This window comes from Kitasatospora sp. NPDC048407, from assembly GCF_043200475.1.
Taxonomy (GTDB): domain Bacteria; phylum Actinomycetota; class Actinomycetes; order Streptomycetales; family Streptomycetaceae; genus Kitasatospora.
On the sequence record NZ_JBICXW010000004.1, the window covers coordinates 179,176 to 203,508 of the forward strand.

The 24,333-nt window shown below is 72.1% G+C and carries 26 protein-coding genes; 12 read left to right on the forward strand and 14 right to left on the reverse strand.

All coding sequences use genetic code 11. From position 1 onward, the window contains the following. Positions 1–5 precede the first annotated feature (5 nt). Both ACGFWJ_RS10940 and ACGFWJ_RS10945 read right to left on the reverse strand, forming a co-directional pair. Positions 6–185, reverse strand: coding sequence for a hypothetical protein (locus tag ACGFWJ_RS10940; protein WP_392947566.1), 180 nt, complete (start codon positions 183–185; stop codon positions 6–8). Between the two features lie 107 nt (positions 186–292). Continuing rightward, a complete protein-coding gene (locus ACGFWJ_RS10945; RefSeq protein WP_392947569.1) occupies positions 293–952 on the reverse strand; it encodes a 4'-phosphopantetheinyl transferase family protein in 660 nt (219 codons plus the stop codon). 168 nt (positions 953–1,120) lie between these two features. Here ACGFWJ_RS10945 and ACGFWJ_RS10950 point away from each other — a divergent pair, with 168 nt between their 5' ends. Next, a complete protein-coding gene (locus ACGFWJ_RS10950; protein WP_392947572.1) occupies positions 1,121–2,470 on the forward strand; it encodes a choice-of-anchor A family protein in 1,350 nt (449 codons plus the stop codon). Between the two features lie 80 nt (positions 2,471–2,550). On the opposite strand, the gene kynU is transcribed toward ACGFWJ_RS10950, so the two are convergent. Together kynU and ACGFWJ_RS10960 are read right to left on the reverse strand one after the other, a co-directional pair. Further along, positions 2,551–3,780, reverse strand: coding sequence for a kynureninase (gene kynU / locus ACGFWJ_RS10955; protein WP_387861393.1), 1,230 nt, complete (start codon positions 3,778–3,780; stop codon positions 2,551–2,553). A gap of 11 nt (positions 3,781–3,791) precedes the next feature. After that, the gene (locus ACGFWJ_RS10960; protein ID WP_392947574.1) at positions 3,792–4,619 is read right to left on the reverse strand and encodes a tryptophan 2,3-dioxygenase; all 828 of its coding nucleotides are present in this window, start codon (positions 4,617–4,619) and stop codon (positions 3,792–3,794) included. A 165-nt stretch (positions 4,620–4,784) separates the two neighbouring features. Here ACGFWJ_RS10960 and ACGFWJ_RS10965 point away from each other — a divergent pair, with 165 nt between their 5' ends. Then, entirely contained in the window at positions 4,785–5,219 is a 435-nt protein-coding gene (locus ACGFWJ_RS10965) for an Lrp/AsnC family transcriptional regulator (protein ID WP_387643282.1), read from the forward strand. Between the two features lie 9 nt (positions 5,220–5,228). Here the strand turns inward: ACGFWJ_RS10965 and ACGFWJ_RS10970 are convergent, their stop codons facing one another. Together ACGFWJ_RS10970 and ACGFWJ_RS10975 are read right to left on the reverse strand one after the other, a co-directional pair. Beyond that, complete coding sequence (locus tag ACGFWJ_RS10970) at positions 5,229–5,867, reverse strand: MarC family protein (RefSeq protein WP_392947577.1); 639 nt, start codon at positions 5,865–5,867, stop codon at positions 5,229–5,231. 17 nt (positions 5,868–5,884) lie between these two features. Beyond that, positions 5,885–6,202, reverse strand: coding sequence for a barstar family protein (locus ACGFWJ_RS10975; protein ID WP_392947580.1), 318 nt, complete (start codon positions 6,200–6,202; stop codon positions 5,885–5,887). A 118-nt stretch (positions 6,203–6,320) separates the two neighbouring features. Here ACGFWJ_RS10975 and ACGFWJ_RS10980 point away from each other — a divergent pair, with 118 nt between their 5' ends. The 3 genes from ACGFWJ_RS10980 to ACGFWJ_RS10990 all read left to right on the forward strand — a co-directional run bounded on the left by ACGFWJ_RS10980 (position 6,321) and on the right by ACGFWJ_RS10990 (position 9,516). Then, the gene (locus ACGFWJ_RS10980) at positions 6,321–6,884 is read left to right on the forward strand and encodes a DoxX family protein (RefSeq protein ID WP_392947583.1); all 564 of its coding nucleotides are present in this window, start codon (positions 6,321–6,323) and stop codon (positions 6,882–6,884) included. A 29-nt stretch (positions 6,885–6,913) separates the two neighbouring features. Continuing rightward, positions 6,914–7,453: an FxLYD domain-containing protein gene (locus ACGFWJ_RS10985; RefSeq protein WP_392947586.1), complete on the forward strand. Its 540-nt coding sequence runs from the start codon at positions 6,914–6,916 to the stop codon at positions 7,451–7,453. 269 nt (positions 7,454–7,722) lie between these two features. Beyond that, positions 7,723–9,516: a glycosyl hydrolase family 18 protein gene (locus ACGFWJ_RS10990; protein ID WP_392947590.1), complete on the forward strand. Its 1,794-nt coding sequence runs from the start codon at positions 7,723–7,725 to the stop codon at positions 9,514–9,516. 99 nt (positions 9,517–9,615) lie between these two features. Here the strand turns inward: ACGFWJ_RS10990 and ACGFWJ_RS10995 are convergent, their stop codons facing one another. After that, positions 9,616–10,179, reverse strand: coding sequence for a MarR family winged helix-turn-helix transcriptional regulator (locus ACGFWJ_RS10995; RefSeq protein ID WP_392947593.1), 564 nt, complete (start codon positions 10,177–10,179; stop codon positions 9,616–9,618). A gap of 140 nt (positions 10,180–10,319) precedes the next feature. Between ACGFWJ_RS10995 and ACGFWJ_RS11000 the strand changes: the two genes are divergently transcribed. Next, entirely contained in the window at positions 10,320–11,591 is a 1,272-nt protein-coding gene (locus ACGFWJ_RS11000) for an MFS transporter (protein ID WP_392947596.1), read from the forward strand. Between the two features lie 64 nt (positions 11,592–11,655). On the opposite strand, the gene ACGFWJ_RS11005 is transcribed toward ACGFWJ_RS11000, so the two are convergent. Beyond that, positions 11,656–12,711, reverse strand: coding sequence for a MerR family transcriptional regulator (locus ACGFWJ_RS11005; protein WP_392947599.1), 1,056 nt, complete (start codon positions 12,709–12,711; stop codon positions 11,656–11,658). A gap of 213 nt (positions 12,712–12,924) precedes the next feature. On the opposite strand from ACGFWJ_RS11005, the gene ACGFWJ_RS11010 reads away from it, so the two are divergent. The 3 genes from ACGFWJ_RS11010 (at position 12,925) to ACGFWJ_RS11020 (ending at position 16,114) form a co-directional block, all read left to right on the forward strand. Further along, positions 12,925–14,508 (forward strand): dolichyl-phosphate-mannose--protein mannosyltransferase, encoded by a 1,584-nt coding sequence (locus ACGFWJ_RS11010; protein ID WP_392947602.1) that lies wholly within the window; start codon positions 12,925–12,927, stop codon positions 14,506–14,508. A gap of 1 nt (position 14,509) precedes the next feature. Further along, entirely contained in the window at positions 14,510–15,307 is a 798-nt protein-coding gene (locus ACGFWJ_RS11015) for an ABC transporter permease (RefSeq protein ID WP_392947605.1), read from the forward strand. 219 nt (positions 15,308–15,526) lie between these two features. Then, positions 15,527–16,114: a TMEM165/GDT1 family protein gene (locus ACGFWJ_RS11020; protein WP_387643300.1), complete on the forward strand. Its 588-nt coding sequence runs from the start codon at positions 15,527–15,529 to the stop codon at positions 16,112–16,114. A gap of 21 nt (positions 16,115–16,135) precedes the next feature. Here the strand turns inward: ACGFWJ_RS11020 and ACGFWJ_RS11025 are convergent, their stop codons facing one another. Both ACGFWJ_RS11025 and ACGFWJ_RS11030 read right to left on the reverse strand, forming a co-directional pair. Continuing rightward, entirely contained in the window at positions 16,136–17,518 is a 1,383-nt protein-coding gene (locus ACGFWJ_RS11025) for a hypothetical protein (RefSeq protein WP_392947608.1), read from the reverse strand. A gap of 119 nt (positions 17,519–17,637) precedes the next feature. Further along, positions 17,638–18,585 (reverse strand): AraC family transcriptional regulator, encoded by a 948-nt coding sequence (locus ACGFWJ_RS11030; protein WP_392947611.1) that lies wholly within the window; start codon positions 18,583–18,585, stop codon positions 17,638–17,640. Positions 18,586–18,717: 132 nt separating this feature from the next. On the opposite strand from ACGFWJ_RS11030, the gene ACGFWJ_RS11035 reads away from it, so the two are divergent. Then, positions 18,718–19,215 (forward strand): DUF1772 domain-containing protein, encoded by a 498-nt coding sequence (locus tag ACGFWJ_RS11035; protein ID WP_392947614.1) that lies wholly within the window; start codon positions 18,718–18,720, stop codon positions 19,213–19,215. Positions 19,216–19,222: 7 nt separating this feature from the next. Here ACGFWJ_RS11035 and ACGFWJ_RS11040 read toward each other — a convergent pair whose 3' ends face one another. The 4 genes from ACGFWJ_RS11040 to ACGFWJ_RS11055 form a co-directional block, all read right to left on the reverse strand. After that, positions 19,223–20,371, reverse strand: a complete 1,149-nt coding sequence (locus ACGFWJ_RS11040; protein ID WP_392947617.1) for a methyltransferase domain-containing protein — start codon at positions 20,369–20,371, stop codon at positions 19,223–19,225. 4 nt (positions 20,372–20,375) lie between these two features. After that, a complete protein-coding gene (locus ACGFWJ_RS11045; protein ID WP_392947620.1) occupies positions 20,376–20,531 on the reverse strand; it encodes a hypothetical protein in 156 nt (51 codons plus the stop codon). 142 nt (positions 20,532–20,673) lie between these two features. Beyond that, a complete protein-coding gene (locus tag ACGFWJ_RS11050) occupies positions 20,674–21,516 on the reverse strand; it encodes a helix-turn-helix domain-containing protein (RefSeq protein ID WP_392947622.1) in 843 nt (280 codons plus the stop codon). Continuing rightward, positions 21,513–22,265, reverse strand: coding sequence for a DUF6879 family protein (locus ACGFWJ_RS11055; RefSeq protein WP_392947624.1), 753 nt, complete (start codon positions 22,263–22,265; stop codon positions 21,513–21,515). Before ACGFWJ_RS11055 ends, ACGFWJ_RS11050 begins: the two co-directional genes overlap by 4 nt. Before the next feature lie 159 nt (positions 22,266–22,424). On the opposite strand from ACGFWJ_RS11055, the gene ACGFWJ_RS11060 reads away from it, so the two are divergent. After that, positions 22,425–23,057: an RNA polymerase sigma factor gene (locus tag ACGFWJ_RS11060; RefSeq protein WP_392947627.1), complete on the forward strand. Its 633-nt coding sequence runs from the start codon at positions 22,425–22,427 to the stop codon at positions 23,055–23,057. Next, positions 23,054–24,103, forward strand: coding sequence for a CU044_5270 family protein (locus ACGFWJ_RS11065; RefSeq protein WP_392947630.1), 1,050 nt, complete (start codon positions 23,054–23,056; stop codon positions 24,101–24,103). Before ACGFWJ_RS11060 ends, ACGFWJ_RS11065 begins: the two co-directional genes overlap by 4 nt. The last annotated feature ends 230 nt before the right edge of the window (positions 24,104–24,333 follow it).

The following is a 24,333-nucleotide window of genomic DNA, read 5'->3' on the forward strand; positions in this document are numbered from 1 at the left end:
GACACTCAGCCGGGGAGCCGGCGCAGGCGCACCCCGGCCCGTTCGACGGCCCGCGCCACGATCGCCGCCCCGGCGCGGCGCACCCCGAGCGGGCCCAGCACCTCGGTGTGGAAGCGGTACAGCGCCGCGTGCTCCGGGCAGAACACCGCGCACATCGGATTCGTCGGCCCGCCGGTGGCCAGCACTCCGCGTGCACCTGCGGGTGCCGGGCCAGTGCCTCGCCCGCCGCAGCGAGCCGCCCGGGCGTGCACGCCGGACTCCTGGACGTGCTGCGGCAGGTGTGACCGCTGGGTCAGAGCGTGCCCAGGGCCGGCTGGAGGGTGGCGGCGGCGGTGAACACCACCTGGTCGGTGGTGACTTCGAGGTAGTGCAGGTCGCCGTGCCGGTGCTGGAGGGGCGGGTCGAGGGGAAGGGCGGACAGGTCGAGGTCGGGCAGGCTGTCGAGGGTGGCCAGGCCGAGCTTGATCAGCGCCTCCTTGCGCACCCACTGGCGGAGGAAGGCCCGGGTCGGGTCGGGGTGCTTGGCGACGAGTTCGGCCTCGGCGGGGCTGAGGACGTGGCTCAGGGAGGCCGGGTCGTTGGTGCGCGGGCCGAGGTGTTCGACGTCCACGCCGATCGGGACGGGGCCGGCCGCGGCGGCGATGATCCCGCCGGTGTGGGACAGGCTCAGGTGGGTGCCGGGGCGGTCGGTGAGCAGTGGCCGGCCGTGGCCGGTGCGGTCGCAGCCGGGGCAGTGCTGGCCGAAGGCGACGTCGGCGGGGTCGATGCCGAGGTGCGTGGCGGCGCAGAACCGGACCAGCAGGTGGGCGGCGAGGAAGTCGTCGCGGTCGGCCTGGCGGCGGAAGCGGTCGGCGCGTTCGCGTTCGACGTCGTTGAGCAGCCGTTCGTCGGCGTCCGGCCGGGCGAGGACGTCGGCCGTGGTGGCGAGCAGGGCGAGCGGGTGGTTCGACACAGGTCTCCTTGTCCGGGCGGGCGCTGTCATCGGTGCACCAGCAACTTAGTCCGTTCGAGCGATCTTTCGGGGTGTCGGTTGTCGGGTGGCCGATTTTCGTTCGGCGCCACCACTTGGCTGGCGGCGGTCTGCTGCCTGCTGACCCCACCGTCAACGAAAGGGGTGTCCGTGCGACACGGCGCTCGTCCCAAGAACCGGCTGATCCGGTATGCGGCGGTGACGGCGCTCGCCGCCGCCCCGCTGGTCACTCTGGCGTCGGTCGGCCAGGCGGACCAACTCGCCCCGCCGCTCGGCCCGTGCGTCGGAGACTGTCCGAACCCGTTCCCGCCGGTCCACAACGGTCCCGCCGCCGGCACCGACGACACGATCAACATCTTCGTCGGCGGCAACTACCGGGTGGAGGGCCGCTCCGCCGAGGCCGAGGGGAAGGTCGTCACGGTCAAGGACCTCACGGTCGACAAGAACGGCGGCGGCCTGTTCAACATGGGCGTGGTCGGCGTCGGCTCGCAGGTCGCGCCGCCGCCCGGCACCGACCACGTGACGGTCGGCGGCGCGGTGGACGTCGTCACCGGCAACCGGGTGCAGCTCGGCGGCGGCAACCCGGCCCGCTGGGGCAACCTGGCCTACGGCACCACCGAGAGCGGCACCCTGGAGTTCTCCGGCCCCGGCGCGGCCCGCCGGGACCCGGCGGCGATCGACCCGTTCCGCGGCCTCACCACCGTCGTCGAGGACCACTCGGCGTGCATGGCCGAGCAGACCGCGACCGGCGAACTGACCGTCAACGGCAACCTGTACACCTTCACCGGTGACGGCCACAGCACGCGCCAGGTCTTCAACGTGAACCGGAACATCGGCAGTGCCACGGCCGCCGCCGACATGGTGTTCGCCGGCATCCCGGCCGGTGCCACGGTGATCGTCAACATGGTCGGCCCGGACCCGGTGCTGATCCGCACCAACACCGGCAGCGGCATCCCCGGCGACCAGCTCACCGACATGCAGCCGCTGCTGATGTGGAACTTCCCCGTCTCCACCGACGCGACCATCACCGGCGGCGCCCAGTTCCAGGGCTCGGTGATGGCCGGCAATCCGGCGGGCACCGTCACGCTGTCCAGCCCGGGCACCAACGGCCGCGTCTACCTGGCCGGAAACCTGGTGCAGGGCGGCACCGCCGGGACGGAGCTGCACGCCTATCCGTTCAACGGCGACCTGCCGGCCTGCGGCCAGAGCCCCAGCCCGTCGCCCTCGCCGAGCGAGTCCGAGAGCCCCTCGCCGTCGCCCTCGGAGAGCGAGTCCAAGAGCCCGCACCCGTCGCCGTCCAGGAGCGAGAAGCCCTCGGAGAGCGTCGAGCCCACCCACGGCGAGCGACCGGTGCCCGAGCACAGCCGCAAGCCCGAAGGCCCGCTGGCGGACACCGGCAGCGGCCCGGCCGGCCCGATCGCCGGCGCGGCGGCCGTGCTGCTGGGCCTCGGCACGGCGGTGACGATGCTGGCACGCCGGAGCCGCGGCCGTCGCCACTGACGCCCCGCGCCCGACCCGAAGAACGGCCGGAGCCCCCGTCGGGGCCCGGCCGTTCGGCCTGTCCGGGGCCAGAGCCCGGGTCAGGTGACGTCGCCGCGCCGGGCGAACCGCTCCTCGCGCCACTCCCCGGAGGCCAGCACCTCGCGCAGCGCCGCCGCCGCGTCGTACACGTCCGCCCGGGACAGGTACAGCGGGGTGAAGCCGAAACGCATCAGGTCGGGCGCCCGGAAGTCGCCGATCACCCCGCGGGCGATCAGCGCCTGGACGATCCGGTAGCCCTCCGGGTGCCGCAGCGCCACCTGGCTGCCGCGCAGCTCGTGCCTGCGCGGCGTCACCGACTCGACGTCCAGGTCCGCCGTCAGCTCCAGGAACAGGTCGGAGAGCTCCAGGCTCTTGGCGCGCACCGCCGCCGGATCGGCCAGCTCCCACACGTCGAGCGAGGCCTCCAGCGCGGCCAGGCCCAGCACCGGCGGCGTCCCGGTGAGGAACTGGGTGATCCCCTCGGCGGGCCGGAAGCCGGGCTCGAAGTCGAACTGCCGGGCGTGGCCGAACCAGCCGGTCAGCGGCTGCCGGGCGGCCGCGTGGTGGCGCTCCGCCGCGTACAGGAACGCGGGCGCGCCCGGACCGCCGTTCAGGTACTTGTAGCCGCAGCCGACCGCGAAGTCCACGCCGGCCGCGTCCAGCCGGATCGGCAGCGCCCCGGCGGTGTGGCACAGGTCCCAGACGGCGAGTGCCCCGGCCGCGTGGATCCGCTCGGTGACGGCCGCCATGTCCAGCAGCTCACCGGTGCGGTAGTCGACGTGCGACAGCAGCACCACCGCGGTGTCCGCGTCGAGCACCGCGTCCAGCTGCGCCGCCGAGTCCACCAGCACCGGCCGGGTGCCCGGGTACAGCCCGGTCAGCCCGTCCGCGATGTACAGGTCGGTGGGGAAGGCGTGCCGTTCGGCGACCAGCGCGCCGCGCCCGGGGCGCAGCCGCAGTGCCGCGCCGAGCACCTTGAACAGGTTGACGGAGGTCGAGTCGCAGACCACCACCTGCCCGGCCGCCGCACCCAGCAGGTGCGCGCCGAGCCGGTCGCCGAGGCGCCCGGGCTGGTGGAACCATCCGGCGTCGTTCCAGGACCGGATCAGGCCGGTGCCCCACTCCTCGGCGACCACCTTCGCCAGGTGGCCGGGGGTGCGGCGGGGCAGCGCGCCGAGCGAGTTGCCGTCCAGGTAGAGCACGCCCTCGGGCAGCTCGAAGTGCTCGCGCATCGGGTGCAGCGGGTCGGCGGCGTCGCGGACGACGCACTCGTCGCGGGTGGGAGACATCGTGCGAGTTGTCACAGTTCGTTCCTGACGGACCACAGTTCGGGGAAGACGTCCTGGTCGGCGGCGTGCTTGAGCCAGCTCAGACCACTGGAGCCGGCCGTGCCGGGCTTGCCGCCCATGGTGCGCTTGACGGTGGAGTAGTGGCGCTGGCGCCAGCGGGTGACCCGCTCGGCGGTGTCGAGCAGCGCCTCACCGAGCCGGGCCAGGTCGGCCAGCGCCGGGTCGGTGTAGACGGTCCGCCAGGCGGCCTCGACGGTGTCGTCGTGGCCGTGGTGGGCGGTGCTCGGGGCCGGGGGTATCTCCAGGCCGCGCCTGGCCAGCACGGCCAGCGCCTCGTCGTACAGGCTGGGGGTGCGCAGTTCGGCGAACAACGCGTCGTACTCGCCGGGGGAGTCCTGGTACATGGTCAGCAGGCGCTCGCTCTTGTTGCCGAGCAGGAACTCCAGCAGCAGGTACGCCGAGGACTGGAAGCCGGACGCCTCGCCGAGCAGCGGCCGGAACGCGTTGAACTCGGCCGGCGTCATGGTGGCCAGCAGGTCCCAGGAGGAGACCAGCACGTCCTGCACGTGGTGGCCGCGGCGCAGCGCGTCGCCCGCGGCACCCAGGTCGTCCTCGCGCAGCGCGGCGCGGGCGGCGGTCCACTCGCGGTGCAGCTGCCCGAACAGCAGCTCCATCACCTGGGTGGTGACGATGAACGTGTACTCCGACGGCTCGGTGCTGCGGGGCTGCTGGAGCGAGTGCAGCTCGGTCAGGCGGACGTACCGGGAGTACGGGGTGGACGTGCCGGGTTCCTGGTCGTTGCCGTACCGCAGGTGGGGGCGGTGGGTCTGGCCGGTCATGGCCGGTACCTCCTGGTTCCGCCCGCTCCGGGGTACGGCGGGCGCCACCATTGTGCGGCGCGGCGGCCTGCTCTTGAATGGGCGTCGTAGCCCGGTTGGCGGCAATGGCCTGCCGTTCGCAAGGTGCTGCGCCCCGATCGCCTGACGAACGCAAAGGAGCCGACGATGGACGCGGTGGACCGGCTGCTGCTGGCCGAACTCCAGGCCGACGCGCGGCTCTCGTACAACGAGCTGTCCCGCCGGGTGAACCTGTCCCCGCCGGCCGTCGCCGAGCGGGTGCGCCGGCTCGAGGCGGACGGGGTGATCACCGGCTACCACGCACACCTGGACCCGGCGAAGGCCGGTGCGGCGGTGATGGCCCTGGTGACGGTGCGCTGCTACGGCCCGCGCTGCGTGCTGCGCGACCCGGAGGTGGCGCACTGGCCGGAGGTGTTCCAGCTGCACCGGGTGACCGGCGGCGCGTGCTGCGTCCTGCTGGTCGGCGTCCCCGACATGCCGGCCTTCGAGCGGCTGACCGACAGGCTGGGCAGCTACGGGCAGCCGACCAGCTCGATGATCCTGTCCAGCCCCGTGCCGTGGCGGCCGATCCAGGCGTCCTGAGAGGGCCTGTCAGTACTCGTTCTTCGCGGGAGCCAGGTGCACCCCGAGGCTCTCCAGCCCGTACAGGAACATCTCCACGCCGACGGCCGCCAGCAGCAGCCCGAGCAGCCGGGACAGCACCTCCAGCGAGGTGCGCCGGCTGGCGCGCAGCAGCGGGGCGAGCAGCAGGACGGACACGCAGTCCACGGCGATCACCGCGACGTACATGGCGGCGACGGTGGAGTGCCAGCCGATGGTGTCCCGGGTGAGCGACTCGACCAGCAGCGCGGTGATCGCCAGCGGGCTGGCCACGTACGGCAGCAGCAGCTGGCGGATGCCGTCGGCGAGGGGGTTGTCGAGGTGGCCCTCGTTGCTGCCGCCGCCGAGGTGGATGCCGAGCACGAGCGCGACGGCGTAGATGAAGAAGATCACCCCGCCGGCGATCTGCAGCGACTGGTCGGAGATGTGGAACAGCGCCGCCATGACGTTCGCGCTGTACGCCAGCACCAGGCCGACCACGGCGGCGACCGCCGAGGACACCAGGGTGAGTTTGCGCAGTTCGGCCGGGGTGCGGGTCTGGCTGAGCTGGGCGAAGGCCAGCAGGACCTTGGGCGGGCCGACCACGGCGAAGAAGGTGACGAAGACGGTGCTCAGGTTGATCGCCGACATGCGCCCATGATGGGCGGTCAGCGCAGGCGGACGGTGACGCCACCCTGGCGCAGTACGTCGAGGACGGCGTCGAAGTAGGAGCGTTCCTCCTCGTCGGGGCCGGTGACCCGGCGGGTGAGGGCCTGGGCGGAGACCAGGGCGTCGCGCCAGATCAGCACGAACGGCGGCTCGGGGGTGAAGCCGCCGCGCAGGACGTCGGCGAGGGCGTCGAGGTTGCTGCCGTAGTAGCCGTTGTGGGCGTGCACGGCGTGGCCGAGTTCGGCCCAGAAGGTCTTTTCGTCGGTGACCCGGTCGCCGTGCAGGACGTACTCGGGTGGCTGCGGTGCGGTGGGCATCGGGAGTCTCCCTGCGGGGTGGGGCGGGTCGCCCGGATGGGTTCGCCGGGTCGAGCGGGGGCGGTGCGCACGCTGGGATGGGCCCTACGGACTTCTCTTCCACACCAGGGGCAACACCATGACCAGTCTGCACCGCAAGGATCTCGGTCTGTTGGCACTTCGCGCGGTCGTCGGCGGTGTCCTGTTCGCGCACGGCGCGCAGAAGCTGTTCGGTTGGTTCGGCGGCGGTGGGCTGGAGGGCACCGCCGCCGCCATGGAGCAGATGGGCTTCGAGCCGGGCGAGCGCAACGCGCTGGCGGCGGGCCTGGGCGAGGCGGGTGGCGGTGCGCTGCTCGCGGTGGGCCTGGCCACCCCGGTGGCGGGGCCGGTGGTCGCCGGGACGATGGCGGGCGCGATCGCGGTGCACGCCCCGGCGGGGTTCTTCGCGCACGGCGGCGGCTACGAGTACCCGGCGCTGCTGGGTGCCTGCGGGCTGGCGCTGGCGATCACCGGCCCGGGCTGCTACTCGCTGGACGCCGCCTCCGGGCACGCGCTGGGCCGCCCGTGGCTGGGCGTGCTGGCGTTCGGGGCGAGCGCGCTGGGCGCCGTCGCGGTGGTGAAGCGCCGCCAGGACGTGGTGGGCAGGCGGGAGGCCAGGGCCGCGGACGAGGCGGCCCGCGAGAACGGCACCGGGCTCTCCTGAGCGCCGCGACGAGACAGGGAGAATCACTGATGAAGCGACAGATCCGGGTGGCCGCGGGCTTGGCGGCGGTCCTACTGGGTTCGGCGGCGCTGGCGGGCTGCACGTCGAGCGGCAAGACGTCCGGGGCGGCGACCTCGGCGGCAGCCTCGGCTGCGGCCTCGGCGGCGCAGTCGGTGCTGGGATCGGCCAGCGCCGCGCTCGGCTCGGCGGCGGCCTCGCTGGGCGCCTCCGCGCAGGCCGCCGCGTCTTCCGCGCAGGCCGTCGCGTCCTCCGCGCTGGCGAGCGTCAAGGGCGGGCTGAACGCGAAGGGCGACGTGGCGCTCGGGGCGGCGACCACCGAGTCGGACGGGAAGCTGTCGGTGCCGGTGACGGTCACCAACCACGGTTCCCAGGCGGGCAACTACACGATTCAGGTCAACTTCGACGACGCGTCGGGAAACCTGCTCGACGCGACCGTGGTGAACGTCCCGGACGTGGCGCCCGGGGCGACTGCGCAGGCCACGGCACACAGCAACCGTTCGCTGAACGCTCCCGTGACGCCTGTGGTGGCGAATGCGCTGCGGCACTGATCGGACACCGAACCTTAAGCGTGGCGTAAGCGTCAGATCTCGCTCTTGACGGTCGAGTTGGTCTAGTCCATTTTACTTGGCAGGTGCAGGGAGCCCCTGGGCCGGCGCCGGTGGTTCAGACCACCGGCGCCGGTTCGGCTTATCCCGGCCCTGGCGTTTGTGCAGGCCAACGCTCGATTCCCCCTGTCATGCCCCTGGCTGTGCGGCCCCACCTCGCACGGTTCGCATCCGGGTTTGTCAGGACCCCCACAACCAGGAGTCTCGCAGCCATGCTTCGTTCCGTTTCCCCCCAGTCGCCCACGCGGCGGCGCCCCAAGAGCTGGGCCGCGCTCGCGGCCGGCACGGCGGCCTCCCTGCTGCTCGGCGGCACCCTGGCCCTGACCGGCGGCACCGCCCAGGCGGCCCCCACCAACTCGACCGGTGCGCCGGCCACCAGCGGTGGCATCAAGGTGGCCTACTTCGACCAGTGGTCGATCTACACCAACGGCTACTACCTGAAGACCATGAACGACACCGGCGCCGCCGGGAAGCTCGACTACCTGATCTACGACTTCGGGAACATCGACCCCACCAACCTCACCTGTTTCGAGGCCAACAAGGCCGCCTCGCAGGACGAGAACAACCCGAACGCGGGTGACGGTGCGGGCGACTCCTTCGCCGACTACCAGAAGACCTTCGACACCACGACCTCGGTCGACGGTGTGGCCGACACCTGGAACCAGCCGATCGTCGGCAACTTCAACCAGCTGAAGAAGCTGAAGGCGAAGAACCCGAACCTCAAGGTCCTGCTCTCCATCGGCGGCTGGACCTACTCGAAGTACTTCTCCGACGCCGCGGCCACCGACGCGTCCCGCAAGAAGTTCGTGTCCTCCTGCATGGACCTGTACATCAAGGGCAACCTGCCCGTGCAGGGCGGCTACGGCGGTCCGGGCACCGGCGCCGGCATCTTCGACGGCATCGACATCGACTGGGAGTACCCGGGCGGCAACGGCCACACCGGCAACCACTCCTCCCCGGCCGACAAGCAGAACTTCACCTCGCTGCTCGCCGAGTTCCGCAGCCAGCTGGACGCCCAGGGCAAGACGGACGGCAAGACCTACAGCCTCGCGGCGGCGGTCGGCGCCGGTCAGGACAAGATCAAGTACGTCGAGACCGACAAGATCGGTCAGTACCTGACCTTCCTCGACATCATGACGTACGACATGCACGGCGGTTGGGAGGCCCAGGGCCCGACCAACCACCAGGCCCCGATCTACACCAACCCGAACGACCCGATGAACCCGGTCCCGGGCGGCGACGGGAAGTACTCGCTGGACAACGCCATCAAGGCGTACACCGTGGGTGACTCGCAGTACGGCATCCCCGGCGGCTTCCCGGCGAAGAAGATCAACGTCGGCGTCCCGTTCTACTACCGCGGCTGGACCGGCGTCACCGCCGGCAACAGCCACGGCCTGTTCCAGCCGGCGACCGGCCCGGCGGCCGGCGGCAGCTACTCGGGCAACGTCAACGGCATCAAGATGTACAAGGAGCTCAACGGCTTCGTCGACAACCCGGCCTACACCTACTGGGACGACGCCGCGAAGGCCGCGTACTTCTACGACGGCACCACCTTCTGGTCGGGCGAGAACGCCCAGTCGATCCAGGCCAAGCTGGACTACGCGCACTGCAACGGCCTCGGTGGCTCGTTCGCCTTCTCGATGTACGACCTGGGCACCCAGACCGCGCTGTTCGACAAGATGGTGAGCGCGACCAACGGCTCCGCCGCGAACTGCCCGGCCGCCCCGTCGCCGTCGACCTCGCAGTCGGCCAGCCCGTCGCCGTCCACCTCGGCCTCGGCGTCGCCGTCGACCTCGCCGTCCACCTCCGCCTCGGCCTCGCCGTCGCAGTCGCCGACCACCGGTGCCTGCTCCGCCGCCCCGAGCTGGAGCGCGGCCACCGTGTACGCCACGGCCACCAAGGTCTCCTGGAAGGGTCACTACTACACCAACAAGTGGTGGACCACCAACGAGGACCCGAGCCTGAGCGGCCAGTGGGGCACCTGGACCGACAACGGCCCGTGCTGACCGACCGCTGACCGGTAAGTAGCCCGCACAACGCAACGAGGGGCGCAGGGAGATCACTCTCCCTGCGCCCCTCGTTGCGTTGTGCGGGGCACCCTGCTGTCAGCAGTTCAGGTCCTCGGTGCGGCCGAGGGCGTCCGGCTGGGACTCCTCGATCCGGCGCAGCATCCTGGTCAGCGTGGCGGCCAGTTCGGGGCGGGCCTCGACGGGGACGTCCTGGAGCGCGTCGGCCTCGAAGACGGCGGCCATCCGCATCAGTTCGATCCACCTGTCGCGGCCGAGCGGGGTGAGCTCGATGATCACCCGGACCCGGTTGGCTTCGTCGCGCTCGCGGGTGACCAGGCCGTCGTTGACCATCCGGTCGATCCGGTGGGTCATCGCGGCCGGGGTCAGGCCGAGCCGCTTGGCGAGCTCGCCCGGGCCGAGCCGGTACGGACTGCCGCTGAACACCAGAGCCTTGAGCACCTCCCACTCGGCGTTGGTGATGCCGAGGGTGGCCAGCTGGCGGCTGTAGGCCACGTTCATCCGGCGGTTGAGCCGGGAGAGGGTGGAGACGATGGTCTCCACCTGGGGGTCCACGGTCGGGAACTCCCGCTGGTAGAGGGCCACCTGTTCGGCGATGCCGAGTTCGGTGGCGGAGTCGGGCTCCGCTCTGCGTGCGCTCATGGGGTCATTGTTCCACGCATCGTGCAGCTGTTAAGCCTTTGACGCGTTAAGGTTTCTATGCGTAGACTTTAGCTCTGAAATCTTACGGGTTGAAGTGACGGCCACAGGGGCCGGCTTTCGGAGTCTTCGAGGGGTGCCAAGTGAAGGAGTGGGGCGGCCGCCTGCGTCGCGTCCAGATCGGCAACGCGCTCAGCGCGTTCGGCAGCGGCTTCACGCTTCCGTACATGTTCGTGTACGTGAGCGAGGTGCGCGGCCTCGGCTCCGCGGCGGCCGGCGCGGTGTTCACCGTGTTCGCGCTCGCCGCGCTGGCCGTGCTGCCGTTCAGCGGTCGCGGCATCGACCGGTACGGCCCGCGGCCGGTGCTGCTGGCCGGTACGGCGATGGCCGCCGCCGGTGCGTTCGCCTTCGGTCAGGCCGCGAGCACGCCCACGCTGCTGATCTCCTCCTTCCTGTTCGGCGCCGGCGTCACCACCTGCCAGCCCGCGCTCGCCACGATGATCGTCCGCTGCACCGGCAAGGCCGAGCGCTCCCGCGCCTTCGCGCTCCAGTTCACGCTGGTCAACCTCGGCATGGGCATCGGCGCGCTGGTCGGCGGCCAGGTCGTCGACACCGCCGACCCGGCCAGCCTGACCAGGCTGTTCACCATCGAGGCGCTGACGTTCCTCGGCCTGGCCGCCGTCACCGGCACCGCGAAGATGCCTGCTGAGGAGGTCGCGCCGGCCGGTGCGGTTGTCGGCAAGGGCGGCGGACTGCGGACGCTGGTCGCCGACAAGGCGATGCTGCGGCTGTGCCTGCTCGCCGGTCTGATCTTCTTCACCTGCTACGGCCAGTTCGAGTCCGGCGTCGCCGCGTTCGCCACCGACACCGTCGGCACCCCGCCCTCCACCCTGGGCCTGGCGATCGGCGCCAACGCGCTGACCATCGTGCTGCTCCAGATGTTCGTGGTCCGGATCACCGAGCGCCGCCGCCGCACCACCGCGATGGCCGCCGCCGGCGTGGTCTGGCTCGCCGCCTGGGGCATGGCCCTGGTGGCCGGCCTGATCCGCGAGGACGCGATGGCCGCGACCGTCGCCATCGTCGCGATCTACGCCCTGTTCGGCGTGGGCGAGTCCCTGCTCGCCCCCACCATGGGCCCGATCGTCGCGGACCTCGCCCCCGCGCGGCTGCTCGGCACCTACAACTCCGGCTACGCCCTGGTGAAGCAGACCGCCGTCGCGGTCGGCCCCGCCGTCGGCGTCCTGCTGGTCGGCTCGGGCACCTGGCCGCTCTACCTGGCCTCGATGGCCATCTGCACCTTGCTGATCGTCGCCCTGGCGGTCCGCCTGCGCGGCTTCCTGACGCCCGCGCAGGACAACGTCCGGGTGCTGAACGTGCCGCAGCGCGAGCTGCGGGAGCTGGAGGCGGTGGCCTGACGTGCCGCCGGCCGCCCACTCGGGGATCTCCCCGGGTGGGCGGCCTTTTTCGCGTTCGGCGCGGTCAGCGGCGGGTGGGCATCAGGAGGGAGAAGGTGTCCTCGCGGGACGGGAAGCGGATGGCCAACGGGGCGATGGGGCCGGTCAGTTCGAGGACCAGCTGGTCGGCGCCGCCGACCGCCTCCAGCAGGAAGTCGCGGTTGACGTGGACCAGGAGCTCGGCGGGGGAGGTGCCCGGGAGGGCGTCGGCGGCGGTGGCGGTGACGGCGGTGACGGGGAAGTCGATGCCGTCCTGGGTGCGGGTCGCGGTGGACGGCTCGGCGGTGGCGAGCATGCTGCGCAACTGGTCGGCGGTCAGGGTCAGGCGGTGGGTGGGCTCCAGGCGGACCAGGCGGCGGTAGTCCGGGAAGTCGTGGTCGGCGCGCTCGCCGGAGAGCTCGCGGCCGGCCGCGCGGATGCTGAACTGCGCGCCGTCGAGGACGAGTTCGGCTTCGTCGGCGTCCGTGAGAATCGAACGGGCGGCGTCCGCGAGAGCGGTCGGCAGGAGAGCGGAGGCGGCCGGGCCGTCCAGCGTGGCCGGGCAGTCGGCGACCGCCAGCCGGTAGCGGTCGGTGGCGACCAGGCGCAGGACGCCGTCCTCCGCGTCCAGGAAGATCCCCGCCACGGCGGGCAGGGCGGTGTCGGACGGGGCGGCGAAACGGACCGCGTCCAGCGCGGCGGCGAGGCGGGCGGCGGGGACGGTCAGTCGGGTCTGCGGCATGGGGAACTCCCTCGAGTCGAGCAGTGCACGGACAGTGGAGAGCTCGCGGCGGGCATCGGACAGGCCGTCCTCCAGCCGGCGCAAGTGCGCGTCCAGCTCGGCACGGGCCTCGGCCGGGGTGCCGGTCAGCACCCGGGTGAGACCTGCCAGCGGCATTCCGACACGGCGCAACCTTGCCAGGAGGCGGGCGTCCGGAAGCTGCTCGTCCGCGTACCAGCGGTACCCCGAGTGCGGGTCCACGGCGGCCGGGACGAAGATTCCCGCGCCGTCGTAGAACCGCAGGGCGCTGACACTCAGGCCGCTGGCGCGGGCCAGTTCGCCGATGCTGCGCATTCTGTTCTCCACGCGGTAGACACTCATGCCTCGACCTGGTTGAGGGTCAAACGGTAGCCGGGAGGCTTGTGGCGGAAGTGCTGCTGGGTCGCCCGCACGTGCAGGTCATTGTCGGGATTCGCGATCTTTCCGACGGGTGCGTTCCCCTTCGCGCAGTTTCCCGCGCCCCTGTTTTCGCGCCCTCGCAGGCTAGGATTTGCGACATTGCGGACATGTCGTCAACTTGCGGACGGGGCGGGTATGGCGCTGGCGGTCGAGTCGCGGCGGGCGGTCGTGGGGGTCGCGGTGGGGCCGGACCGGTTCCGGTGGTGGGGGCCTGTTGGGGTGGCGGTGTTCGCGGGGGTGCTGCGGTTGTGGGGGCTGCGGTATCCGAATGCGTTCGTGTTCGACGAGACGTACTACCCGAAGGACGCGTGGTCGCTGCTGCAGCAGGGCTACGAGGCGGTCTGGCCGGACAACGCGAATCAGCTGATTCTCGGGGTGCCGCAGGTGATCCCGCTGAGCCAGGCGCCGGCGTTCGTCGCGCATCCGCCGCTCGGCAAGTGGGTGATCGCGGTGGGGGAGCACTTCTGGGGTCTGCATCCCTTCGGCTGGCGGATCATGGTGGCCGTGCTGGGCTCGGTGAGTGTGCTGATGCTGGCCAGGATCGGGCGGCGGCTGTTCCGCTCGACGCTGTTGGGGTGCGTCGCGGCGCTGTTGATGGGTGTGGACGGGCTGCAGTTCGTGATGAGCCGGGTCGGTCTGCTGGACGGCATCTCCGCGTTCTTCGTACTCGCCGCGTTCGGTTGCCTGCTGATCGACCGTGACCGCGTCCGCGGGCTGTTGCGGGCGGCGTGGGCGGAGGGCGGGCGGGCCGGGGACGAGGTGCGGCTGGGGGTGCGGCCGTGGCGGGTGGGTGCCGGGGTACTGCTGGGGGCGGCGTCCGCGGTGAAGTGGAACGGCTTGCAGATCCTGGCGGTGTTCACCGTCCTCGTTCTGCTGTGGGACCAGGCGGGGAGGCGGGCGGCCGGTGCGCACCGGGCGTGGCGGGCGATGCTGCGGCGCGATCTGTGGCCGGCCGCGCTGTCCATGGTGGGCAGTGCGCTGGTGGTCTACGTCGGGGCGTGGAGCGGCTGGCTGGCGACCACGGGCGGTTACGGCCGGCAGTGGGCGGACGGCCGGGCCGGGCTGTCCCCGGCGCGGACGCCGCTGGTGGACATCCCGTTGCCGCAGGTGTCGATGAGCTGGGTGCCGGCGCCGCTGCGCAGCCTGTGGCACTACCACGCGCAGATGTACGACTTCAATACCGGCCTGTCGTCCCCGCACACCTACCAGTCGAACCCCTGGAGCTGGCTGGTGCAGGGCCGACCGGTGTCCATGTACTGGCAGCAGGTGCCGGACGGGCAGCACGGCTGCCACTCCGCCGAGGGCTGCGCGAGCCAGATCCTGGCGCTCGGCACCCCGTTCCTGTGGTGGACGGCGTGCTTCGCGCTGGCGTACGCGCTGTACCGGTGGTTCTTCCGGCGGGACTGGCGCTCCGGCGCGATCCTGGCCGGCGTCGCCGCGATCTACCTGCCGTGGTTCCAGTACCAGCGGCGGACGACCTTCTCCTTCTACATGGTGCTGCTGGTGCCGTTCCTCTGCCTGGCCGTGGCGCAGTTGCTCGGAGCGATGCTCGGGCCGGAGGGCAGTCCGCCACGCCGGCGACGGTGGGGCGCGGCCGGGGCCGGGCTGATCGTGTTGGCGATCGTCGGCTGTTTCGCGTACTTCTATCCGCTGTACACGGCGGAGGTGATCCCGATGTCCGAGTGGCGTGCGCGGATGTGGTTCACCAGTTGGATCTGAGGTGAAGTTGCTTTCCGCAGGCGGGGGTTCGCAGTTGCTGCCGGTCACCTGGCCGCTCGGTGTGGCGTGCGCGGTGCTGCTCGCGGTGGCCGCGCTGGTCGCCGGACGGGGCGGGCTCGGGCACGGGCGGGCGGTGCTGCGCGCCGGGGTGCGGGCGGCCGTGCAGCTGGCGGCCGTCGCGCTGGTGATCGCCTGGGTGGTGCGCTCGCTGTGGGCGTCCGCGCTGTTCGTGCTGCTGATGTTCGCCGTCGCCGTGCGCACCGCGGGCCGACGGATGGGCGAGGGCCGGGACGGGCGCGGCGGGCGGTGGGAGTGGGCGTGGGCGGCGGTGCCGATCGCCGCCGGGGTGCTGCCGGTGCTGCTCCTGCTGGCCGTCACCGGGCTGCTGCCGCCGAAGGGCCTGAGCGTGATCCCGGTGGCGGGCATCCTGATCGGCGGGGCGCTCACCGCGACGTCGCTGGCCGGGCGGCGGGCGCTGGACGAACTGCGGCTCCGGCACGGCGAGGTGGAGGCCGCGCTGGCCCTCGGCTTCGAGGAGCGCGATGCCCGGCTGGAGATCTGCCGGACCGCCGCCGCGACCTCGCTGGTGCCCGCCCTCGACCAGACCCGCACCGTCGGACTGGTCACCCTGCCCGGCGCGTTCGTCGGCATGCTGCTCGGCGGCGCGACGCCCGTCCAGGCCGGTGCGGTGCAACTGTTCGTGCTGGTCGCGCTGTTGGCGGTGGAGGCGGTCGCGGTCACCGCCGTGCTGGAACTGGTCGGCCGGGGACTGGTCGGCGGCCCGGGCGGCAGCCGGTAAACTCGCCGGGTTGTTGAAGGGGAGTAGCCCTCCACCGGACCGTCGACATACCGGCCCGTCCCCCCGCGGACGAGCCCGGCGCCCGGGGCACCTCACGGGGTGTCGGCGAGACCTTCGGCCGCAGCGCTGTGACCATGAACCAGTGCTGCCGGGCCGAGGCGTCCCCTTCCACGGGTGCCCGGGGCCGGCGGCAACGAGACCGAAAGACCCCCGCATCCGATGAACAGCCTGACCATCGCCGCGCTCACGTTCGGCATCATCTTCCTCTCCGAACTGCCGGACAAGACCGCCCTGGCCAGCCTGGTCCTCGGCACCAAGTACCGGGCGAGCTACGTGTTCGCGGGCATCGCCGCCGCGTTCGCCCTGCAGGTCGCGCTCGCCCTGGTCGCCGGCAGCCTGCTGGCCCTGCTGCCGCAGCGCTGGGTGGAAGGCGTGTCCGGCGTCCTGTTCCTGGTCGGCGCGGGCATGCTGCTCTGGCACAAGGAGGACGAGGACGAGGAGGGCGAGGCCAAGGAACCCGCGAACAACTCGTTCTGGAAGGTCGCCGGTACCAGCTTCGTGATCGTCGCCGTCGCCGAGTTCGGCGACCTCACCCAGATCATGACCGCCAACCTGGCCGCCAAGTACGCCGATCCGCTGGCCGTCGGCCTGGGCTCCTGGCTGGCGCTGTGCGCGGTCGGCGGCATCGCCATCGTCGGCGGGCAGAAGCTGCTGCGGCACGTGCCGATGAAGGTCATCGTGCGGATCGCCGCGCTGGCGATGATCGCACTGGCCGGGTTCAGCCTGTTCAAGGCGATCACCGGCTGACGGCCTGCCCCGTACGCGGCTTCAGCAGCTCGGGTTCTGCGCCGCGGCCTCCAGGACGGCCTGGGTCTGCGGGTCGTAGACGCCCGGGGTGACGCCCTTCAGCTGGTTGCGGTTCTGCTTCTGGAAGTAGGTCAGCGTGTTCTGCGTGAGGGGGCCGAACCCCAGCTGACCGGTCTTGGTCCGGTCCTGGTCGAGCCAGCCGGCGGGGAGGCAACTGGCCTTGGTCAGGAGGCGCTGGAGCTGCACCACGTCCGGACCGGTGTCGTCCCGCCGCAGCGTCCGGCTAGGGGTGGGCGAGGGCGGCTGGGTGGTCGGGGGCGCGGACGTCGGCTCGGCCGGGGCGGTCGTCGGGGCGGCCGCCGGCTTGGTGGTGACGGCTTGGGTCGGCCGGGCGGACGTACGGGTCGGCGACGGGCTCGCGGACGCGTCCGGGGAGGCCTCGCCACTCGGCGACTCGCTCGGGGCGCTCGCGGCGGACGAGGCCACCGCCGGGCCGGTCGGCGCCGGCAGCGCGTGGTCGACGCTGTCCGGCGAGGAGGACAGCAGCATCGCCATGCTCACGGCCAGCGCCGTCACGCCCACCGCGCCGCCCGCGATCACCAGCCGCTTGCGGTCGGCGCTGCGCCGCCGCTGCGAACGGCGTTCCGTCCGGCTGACCGGCGCGGCGGACTCGTCGTCGTGGAAGCCGAACAGGCCCAGGTCGGCGGCCGGCGGAGGCTTCGGGCCGTCCGGGACCGGAGGGAGCAGCGTGGTGGCCGGGTCGGGGCCGGCGGGTATCGGGGGGATCAGCGTGGTGGCCGCCGTCCCCGGGTCGGTGGGTATCGGCGGGATCAGCGCGGTCGGCGGCTCGGGCTGGGGCGGCGGCGGGACCACCCGGCCGAGCTGGAACGGGGCGGGCGAGCCCTGTGTTTGGACGGGCGGCAGCAGCTGTGTAGCGGCGGCGTCCGACTGAGCTGCCGGCGGCGCGAACGGGCCGGCGGCCTGCGGCACGTGCGGCGCCCGGCCGGGCGGCGGTGGCGGGACGGCTCCGGGAGCGGACGGCTGCGGCGGGACGAACGGCACCGTCTGCGTGGTGATCGGCTGCACGGGCGGTGGGCCGGCCTGGGTGGTGATCGGCTGCACGGGCGGTGGGCCGGCCTGGGTGGTGATCGGCTGTACCGGCGGTGGGCCGGCCTGGGTGGTGATCGGTTGCACGGGCGGTGGGCCGACCTGGGTACCGAACGGGTCGGCGGCCGGGTGGCCGGGGTCCATCAGGACTGGGGTGTCGGCGACGTACGGGCGCACCAGGTGCGGGCCGTCCAGCGGCGGGAGGACCGCGGTCTGCTCGGCCGGGGAGAAGGCGTGACACGCGCAGCTGCCGGCCGGCCCTACGGTGCCGCAGCTGGGGCAGCGGTCTGCCGGCATCGGCCGGTCCTCCTCGGGTCGGAAACGAACGCAGTGATTATGCAGGACCATCCCACGGGGCAACAGGGACGGCCGGGCCGGGGTGCGCCCCGGTCGAGGCGACGGGCCGCCGGTGCCGGTCAGCCGGCGGCGGCGCCCGCCTGCTCGCGGAACTGCTGCGGGCTGAGCCCGCGGACCCGCTTGAACGCGGCGCTGAGCGCGAAGCCGCTGCCGTAGCCGACCCGGCGGGCGACCGACGTGAGGGTGGCGTCCGGTTCGGCCAGCAGGTCGGCGGCCTGGGCGAGCCGCCAGTTGGTGAGGTACGCCATTGGGGGCTCGCCCACCAGGTCGGTGAAGCGCCTGGCCAGCGCGGCCCGCGAGATGCCCGTCTCGGCGGCCAGCTCGTGCACCGTCCAGGCGCGCGCCGGGTCGGTGTGCAGCAGGACCAGCGCGCGGCCCACCACCGCGTCGGTGTGGGCCCGGTACCAGGCCGGGGCGTGGGTGGCGTCGCGGGAGAACCAGCAGCGCAGGGCGGAGATCAGCAGCAGGTCGAGCAGTCGGTCCAGCACCACCTCCTGGCCCGGCTCGTCCCGTCCGATCTCCGCCTCCAGCAGGGCCACCAGCGGTGAGCTCCACTCCTCGGCGGACAGCCGCAGCACCGGCGGCAGTGCGCGCAGCAGCCGTCCGCTGACCTCGCCGTGCAGCTGGTAGGTGCCGCTGAGCAGTACCGTCGCCGCGTCCCTGGCAGTGCCCCAGGTCCGGACGCCCTGGTCGAGTTCCTCGCACATCCGCTCGCCGTCGACGGTGGTCGACACCTGCCCCGGATGGATCACCACCTGCGGCGCGGTCTCCGGCCGGTCGGCGACGGTGTACGGCTCCGGCCCGCGGACGATCGCCAGGTCCCCGGTCCGCAGCGGCACCGGCGGGCCGTCGTCCGGGACGATCCAGCCGTCGCCGCGCACCGTGGTCAGCACCGTCAGCGGCGCCCGGTCCTCGATCCGGATCGCCCACGGCGGGTCGAACACCGACCGCAGCAGGAACGCCCCTTGGGCCCGGGGGCCGGTCAGCAGTGCGGTGAGCGCGTCCATGGCCGCCAGCGTAGACGCCAGGTGCGCGGCCGGGTGGACGCTCACGTATGTCAACGAGCTTCTGGGCCATGGATCTTGAGTCTCCCCGCCGGTTGACTTGAGGGCATGACCACACGAACGGGGGCCCACGGCATGGCAGTTCTTCGCACGGTGACGCTGATCGGCGCGACCATCACCGCAGGGCTCAGCGCGGGCCTGTTCTACTCCTACGCCTGCTCGGTGATGCCCGGCCTGGCCAAGGTCGAGGACCGCGCCTTCGTCGACACCATGCAGCGCATCAACGTCGCCATCCTGAACGGCTGGTTCATGATCGGCTTCCTCGGCGCGCTGGTGCTCATCGTCGCCGCGGGCATCCTCCAGTGGCGCGGCGGCAACCGCACCGTCCTGCTGTGGATCGGCGCCGCCGCCGTCCTCTACCTCGCCATGTTCGTCATCACCAGCGCCGTCAACGTCCCCCTCAACGACAAGCTGGCCGCCGCCGGCGCCCCCGACAAGCTCACCGACCCGGCCGCCGTCCGCGCCGCCTTCGAAGACGTCTGGGTCCGGTGGAACGTCGTCCGCGCCATCACCTCCACCGCCGCCTTCGCCTGCCTGACCTGGGCGCTGGCCCTGTCGGGGCGCAACTCCTGACCTCCCGTCATCGCTTCAGCCGGACGGCGTGTGCGCCGTCCGGGGCGACGGTCAGCGCGAACCGTTCGACCCCCGGGCGGCCCCGGGCATCCCACCACCGCCACCCGGCCTCCACCTCGTCCCACAGCCGGCGCGGGCCGGACTGCACCACCTCGAACTCCGCCCGTCCCGGCTCCCAATCGGCCGTCGCCCACGAGGTGACGGCCGTGTCGTGCAACCAGAGCGTGTATGTCCCGTCCGGGTACCGCTCCGTCAGCGGAAACACCCCCGGCACCCGGACGCCGATCGCGAACATCGCGGCCCAGTCGCCGAGTTCGTCGGGCGAGAGGGTGGTGGCGGACCGGACGCCGTCGGCGGGCCACGGCGCGGACAGGTAGGCGAGGCTGCCCGGGCGGACGGTGCGCTGGGCGCGCAGCCGCATGAACGCCGACGAGTGGACGAAGCTGCCGCGGGCGCTGCCGTCCGGTTGTGTCGTCAGTTTCACGACTGCCTCGCCGCCGTACTCCGGCCCCCAGGGTGCGACGATCACGGCGCCCGGGCGGCACTGTTCGATCCAGGCGCGGGGCACGTCCCGCACTGAGCAGGTGGCGATCACCCGGTCGAACGGCGCAGTCGGCGGATGCCCGGCCGCGCCGTCGCCCACCACGGCGACGGGGGCGTACCCCGAGCGGGCGAGGCGGCGTTGGGCGTCGGTGGCCGTGGTTCTGTCGACCTCGACGGTGGTGACGTTCGCCGAGCCGAGGCGGTGCGAGAGCAGCGCGGCGTTCCAGCCGGTTCCGGTGCCGATCTCCAGCACGCGGTGGCCGTCGGCGACGTCCAGCGCCGCGAGCATCGAGAACACCATGGTGGGCATCGAACTCGACGAACTCGGTGCGGTGCCTTTTGAGTTGCCGAGGTGCGTCCCGTCGTCCCACTGCGTGGTCAACGGCACGTCCGCGTACACCGCCCGCCACCACGCGGCAGCATCCTGACTCCGGCTCACCGCGTGGCCCTGCCGCACCCCGTCCGCCATTCCCGGCCACACCGTGTCCGGCACGAACAGGTGCCGGGGAACAGCGTGGTAGGCCGCGAACCAGTCGGGCTGAAGCGAGCCGTTGGCGATGAGCGCGGAGGCCAGCCGATCGCGACCGGCCTCCGCTGCTTGACGTGCCGTCACCACGTCAGCGCCCCGCCGCCGGGCCCTGGCCGTCGGAGGTGTTGCCGCCCTCGTCGCTGCCACCGCCGCCGTGCTTGTTGCCGCTGCTGCTGTCGTCCTGCTGGCCGCCACCGGATCCGTCGCCGCTGCCGCCGCCGTGCTTTCCGTCGAACGTGGGCATGGTGCCTCCTCTGTTCTCGCGTGGTGGGATGGGCGCTCGTCCCGATGCTCACGCTAGGTGGCAGGAGTGTGGCGGAGGGTGCCTGATTCTCGGGAATTCCCCTGCGGGAGGGAGGGATTCGCGGATTGGCGCAGGTTCCGGCTCAGTTGCTGTTCAGCGCTTGCCGGCACCGGGCGATCACTCGCTGGGCGTCCGCGCCGTGGACGGCCGCACGGTTCAGCGACTCCCACACGCGCAGGTAGAGGGCCACGCTGTCGGGGGCGTCCAGCCAGAGTTCGGCGTGCCAGTCCTCGGCGATGACCAGGCGTTCGTCGTGGATCCAGAAGCCGTTGGCGGGCGGCAGTTCGACCGGGGCGTCGAACGGCACGATGCCGAGAGTGACGTTGTCGAGGCCGATCACGCCGCTGAGGCGGTCGAGTTGGGCAGCCATCACGCCCGGCGGGCAGATCCGCGCCCGGAGCGCGGCCTCCCACATGACGATGTGGAAGCGCTTGCCGCGCCGGTACAGCAACTCCTGGCGGCGGATTCGGGCTTGCACTGCCTCGTCGATGTCGCGGGGGGAGCGGTGGAGGGCGGTGTAGGCCTCGAAGATGTGCCGTGCGTAGTCCGGGGTCTGGAGCAGGCCGACGACCATCGCGTTCTGCCAGGCTCTTGTGGTGGACGAACGCTCGTACTCGACCGTCAGCCGGTCCTGAACCGGTCGATGACCGGCGGCCAACTGCCGTCGCCAGGAACGGGATTGCGTCTCGAAGGCGCGAAGCCTGGCCGACAGCTCGGCCGCTGCCTCGGGCTGCCCGACGCCGTCCGCCCAGGCCCGGAGGTCCTCGTGGGTGGCCGTCTGGCGGCCGGTCTCCAGCTTGCTGACCTTGGACTGCGTCCATCCGAGCTGTTCGGCCAGTTGGCGACCTGTGAGACCGCCCTCGGTCCGCAGCTCACGAAGCCGCAGACCGAGGGCGTAACGGGCCTGTTGGAAATCGGTGGTCACTCGCCGGACGGTACCCCAGCCCGGAACTCGCGGTGCGGCACGGCGAAGTGCCAGGCGGCGTCCCGCTCCTGGCAGGCGCGGTTGACCCGGACCGGGTCGGTGATCACCTCGATCTCGGTCAGCACGTCGTTGGCGTCGAAGTGCAGCAGCGCGATCACCCGGGAGTCGAACACCCAGGCGTCCTCCAGAGGAAGGCCCAGCCGGTCGGCATCCTCCCGCCACAGGTAGCGGACGTCCTCGCCCACCGTGCCGATCTGTTCGGCGTTGTCGAGCAGGTAACGCTGGCCGAGGGTCGGCGGGTTGTCCATGATCCGCACCCGTTCGAACCGCTTGCCCTGCTCGGACTGCGCACGGCGGTTGCGGGCCCAGACATCGTCCATGTCCCAGCCGGGGTCCTCGCCGGCCACGAACCGGCGGTAGGTCTCGGTCTGCTCGTCGGACCGGTACTGGCGGCGGGTCTCCAACCGGAAGGCCGTGTGCTGGAAGGTCTGGAACATCGACTCGAACTCGTCGTAGCTGATCATTACGGGCTCGCGCTCGGCGGCACGCGGCGCGAAGTCTGCGAGCAGGACGCGGGGCACGGTCACAAATCCCTCGCCGGGCTTGATGTTGCGGAACTGGGCCACTTCCGCCGGGTCCGTGACGAGGTCGCCCTGCACGATCACCTGCCCGGTCTCCTCGTCCTCGTACAGCGTCGGGCATCCGCTGTGCCCCGAGTTACTCCCGATGTAGCGCAGGCGACGGGTCATGTCTGTGCTTCCCTCCTGTGGGCGGTCGGCCTCAGAATGCCCGGGCATCCGGCGGGCCAGGACGCTGATTCGCGAATATTCGTCCGGAGGGGCGGGCGAGACGGGCGTCACGGGAACCCGTGGGCGGGTGCCGGACAGACCATGGGAGTGATCACAGATATGCGAACCCGGGTGCGGGCCGGGGACCCGGACGTCTTCGGGGAGCTGTTCGACCGGTATGCCCGGAGTGTCTACAACCATGCGTTCCGGCTGACCGCGGACTGGTCGGTCGCCGAGGACGTCATGTCGGCGACGTTCATGGAGGCGTGGCGGTTACGGGACAGGGTGGCCGAGGAGGGCGGGTCGCTGCGGCCGTGGCTGCTGGGCATCGCGACGAACCTCGCGCGTAACCACTGTCGCAGCAACCGGCGTTACCGCGCTGCGGCCGCCGCGCTCGCCGCGACCGGGCCCTCGGTGGTGGAGATGCCCGACCACGCCGAGGAAGTGGTCGGGCAGGTGGACGACCGGCGGCGGATCGCCGCCACCGTCACCGCGATCGGGGCGTTGCGGCGGGCCGAGCGGGAGGTGCTGATCCTGTGCCTGTGGGAAGGCCTCGAGTACGCCGAGGCCGCCGAGGCGCTCGGCGTGCCCGTCGGGACCGTCCGCTCCCGCCTCTCCCGCGCCCGCACCAAACTGCGCAAGCTCGCCCACGCGGAACTGGCGACAGAAAGACGGGAACTCGCCCGCCGCACCCGACAGACAGAGAGGGACCGCGCAATCGCGGTCCGGCCCGTACCGGAAGGACACCGATGAACGCCAGCCCCTCCCAGCCGCACCCGGCTGACCGGCCGGAGACCGACGGCCTCCGGCCGACCGCGGAGCGGAATCTGCCGGCGGGCCGCCACCAGTTCCACAAGGAGCAACTGATGGCCCAGATCCACGAAGACCTCAACAACGCCGTTCCCGCCCCCGTACGACGGAACCCCTTCCTGCGCCGCGCGATCCTGCTGCCCGCGGCGGGGTTCGCCCTCGCGGGCGCCGTGGCGGCCGGAGCGGTCCTGATCCCGCAGGACCACGCGGACCGGCCCGCCGCCGGCCCGGCCCTGACCGGCGACATCGGCAACGGCGACCAGAAGGGAGCCGTCCAGCTGCTCAACCGGATCTCGCTGGCCGCCGCGGAGGCCCCGAGCCCGACGGTGCGTCCGGGTCAGTACGTCTACCTCGAGTCGCAGGTCGCCGGCGTCAACGTGAAGGACGTCGAGGGGAAGCCCACCCCGTTCGACACCCCCCTTCACACCCGTCGGATGTGGACGTCGGACAACCACCGGGGTTGGCTGTCCGAGCCCCAGCAGCACGTGGACGCCGAGCTGGAGCTGCTGCGAATCGGACGTCTCGAATGGCCGGCCTACGAGTACCTGGCCTCCCTCCCCACCGACCCCGACGCGCTGCTGAAGGAGATCCGCGAGGAGATCGCGTACGAAGGCCAGGGTGGCCCGGACGCGGAGGCGTTCATCGCCATCGGCACGCTCCTCCGCGACACCTACCTCCCGGCCCCGGTCATGTCCGCGCTCTACAAGGCCGCCGCCAAGATCCCCGGCGTGGTCGTGGTGGACGACGCGGTCGACGCCATCGGTCGCCACGGGGTTGCGGTGGCCCGGACGAAGGAGTCCAACGGCCAGCGCTCCGAGTGGATCTTCGACAAGTCGACGTTCGCCTTCCTCGGCGAGCGCACCGTCCAGGTCGGCAAGCCGGGCCCGGACCAGATCCAATTCAAGCCCGGCACGGTCCTCGTCACCGCCGCCGTCACGAAGCGCGCCGTCGTCAACGAGATCAAGCAGGTTCCGTCCGACCAGGCCTGACCCGGCCCGCCCCTGACGGAGGCCCCGGCGCCATGCGACAAGGCGCCGGGGCCACACCGGCGTGTCGATCGCTGGAGCACGAAACGGCCGGGGGCGTGGGCTGCACCACCACTACGGGAACGAGGCCCTGCCGCACTGGGCGTTTGACGAGCAGGAACGGGCCGAACCTGTGCAGCGGCTGGTGAGTGCGGAGTCCGTGAGGAGGGCGATGACGTCGCCGTGCTGTTGGA

What these genes read in the sequence shown, in the direction of transcription:
- kynU (WP_387861393.1), bottom strand. Translation starts at nt 3,780, where the DNA reads ATGTCTCCCACCCGCGACGAGTGCGTCGTCCGCGACGCCGCCGACCCG.
- ACGFWJ_RS10960 (WP_392947574.1), bottom strand. Translation starts at nt 4,619, where the DNA reads ATGACCGGCCAGACCCACCGCCCCCACCTGCGGTACGGCAACGACCAG.
- ACGFWJ_RS10965 (WP_387643282.1), top strand. Translation starts at nt 4,785, where the DNA reads ATGGACGCGGTGGACCGGCTGCTGCTGGCCGAACTCCAGGCCGACGCG.
- ACGFWJ_RS10970 (WP_392947577.1), bottom strand. Translation starts at nt 5,867, where the DNA reads ATGTCGGCGATCAACCTGAGCACCGTCTTCGTCACCTTCTTCGCCGTG.
- ACGFWJ_RS10975 (WP_392947580.1), bottom strand. Translation starts at nt 6,202, where the DNA reads ATGCCCACCGCACCGCAGCCACCCGAGTACGTCCTGCACGGCGACCGG.
- ACGFWJ_RS10980 (WP_392947583.1), top strand. Translation starts at nt 6,321, where the DNA reads ATGACCAGTCTGCACCGCAAGGATCTCGGTCTGTTGGCACTTCGCGCG.
- ACGFWJ_RS10985 (WP_392947586.1), top strand. Translation starts at nt 6,914, where the DNA reads ATGAAGCGACAGATCCGGGTGGCCGCGGGCTTGGCGGCGGTCCTACTG.
- ACGFWJ_RS10990 (WP_392947590.1), top strand. Translation starts at nt 7,723, where the DNA reads ATGCTTCGTTCCGTTTCCCCCCAGTCGCCCACGCGGCGGCGCCCCAAG.
- ACGFWJ_RS10995 (WP_392947593.1), bottom strand. Translation starts at nt 10,179, where the DNA reads ATGAGCGCACGCAGAGCGGAGCCCGACTCCGCCACCGAACTCGGCATC.
- ACGFWJ_RS11005 (WP_392947599.1), bottom strand. Translation starts at nt 12,711, where the DNA reads ATGAGTGTCTACCGCGTGGAGAACAGAATGCGCAGCATCGGCGAACTG.
- ACGFWJ_RS11010 (WP_392947602.1), top strand. Translation starts at nt 12,925, where the DNA reads ATGGCGCTGGCGGTCGAGTCGCGGCGGGCGGTCGTGGGGGTCGCGGTG.
- ACGFWJ_RS11020 (WP_387643300.1), top strand. Translation starts at nt 15,527, where the DNA reads ATGAACAGCCTGACCATCGCCGCGCTCACGTTCGGCATCATCTTCCTC.
- ACGFWJ_RS11025 (WP_392947608.1), bottom strand. Translation starts at nt 17,518, where the DNA reads ATGCCGGCAGACCGCTGCCCCAGCTGCGGCACCGTAGGGCCGGCCGGC.
- ACGFWJ_RS11030 (WP_392947611.1), bottom strand. Translation starts at nt 18,585, where the DNA reads ATGGACGCGCTCACCGCACTGCTGACCGGCCCCCGGGCCCAAGGGGCG.
- ACGFWJ_RS11035 (WP_392947614.1), top strand. Translation starts at nt 18,718, where the DNA reads ATGGCAGTTCTTCGCACGGTGACGCTGATCGGCGCGACCATCACCGCA.
- ACGFWJ_RS11045 (WP_392947620.1), bottom strand. Translation starts at nt 20,531, where the DNA reads ATGCCCACGTTCGACGGAAAGCACGGCGGCGGCAGCGGCGACGGATCC.
- ACGFWJ_RS11055 (WP_392947624.1), bottom strand. Translation starts at nt 22,265, where the DNA reads ATGACCCGTCGCCTGCGCTACATCGGGAGTAACTCGGGGCACAGCGGA.
- ACGFWJ_RS11060 (WP_392947627.1), top strand. Translation starts at nt 22,425, where the DNA reads ATGCGAACCCGGGTGCGGGCCGGGGACCCGGACGTCTTCGGGGAGCTG.
- ACGFWJ_RS11065 (WP_392947630.1), top strand. Translation starts at nt 23,054, where the DNA reads ATGAACGCCAGCCCCTCCCAGCCGCACCCGGCTGACCGGCCGGAGACC.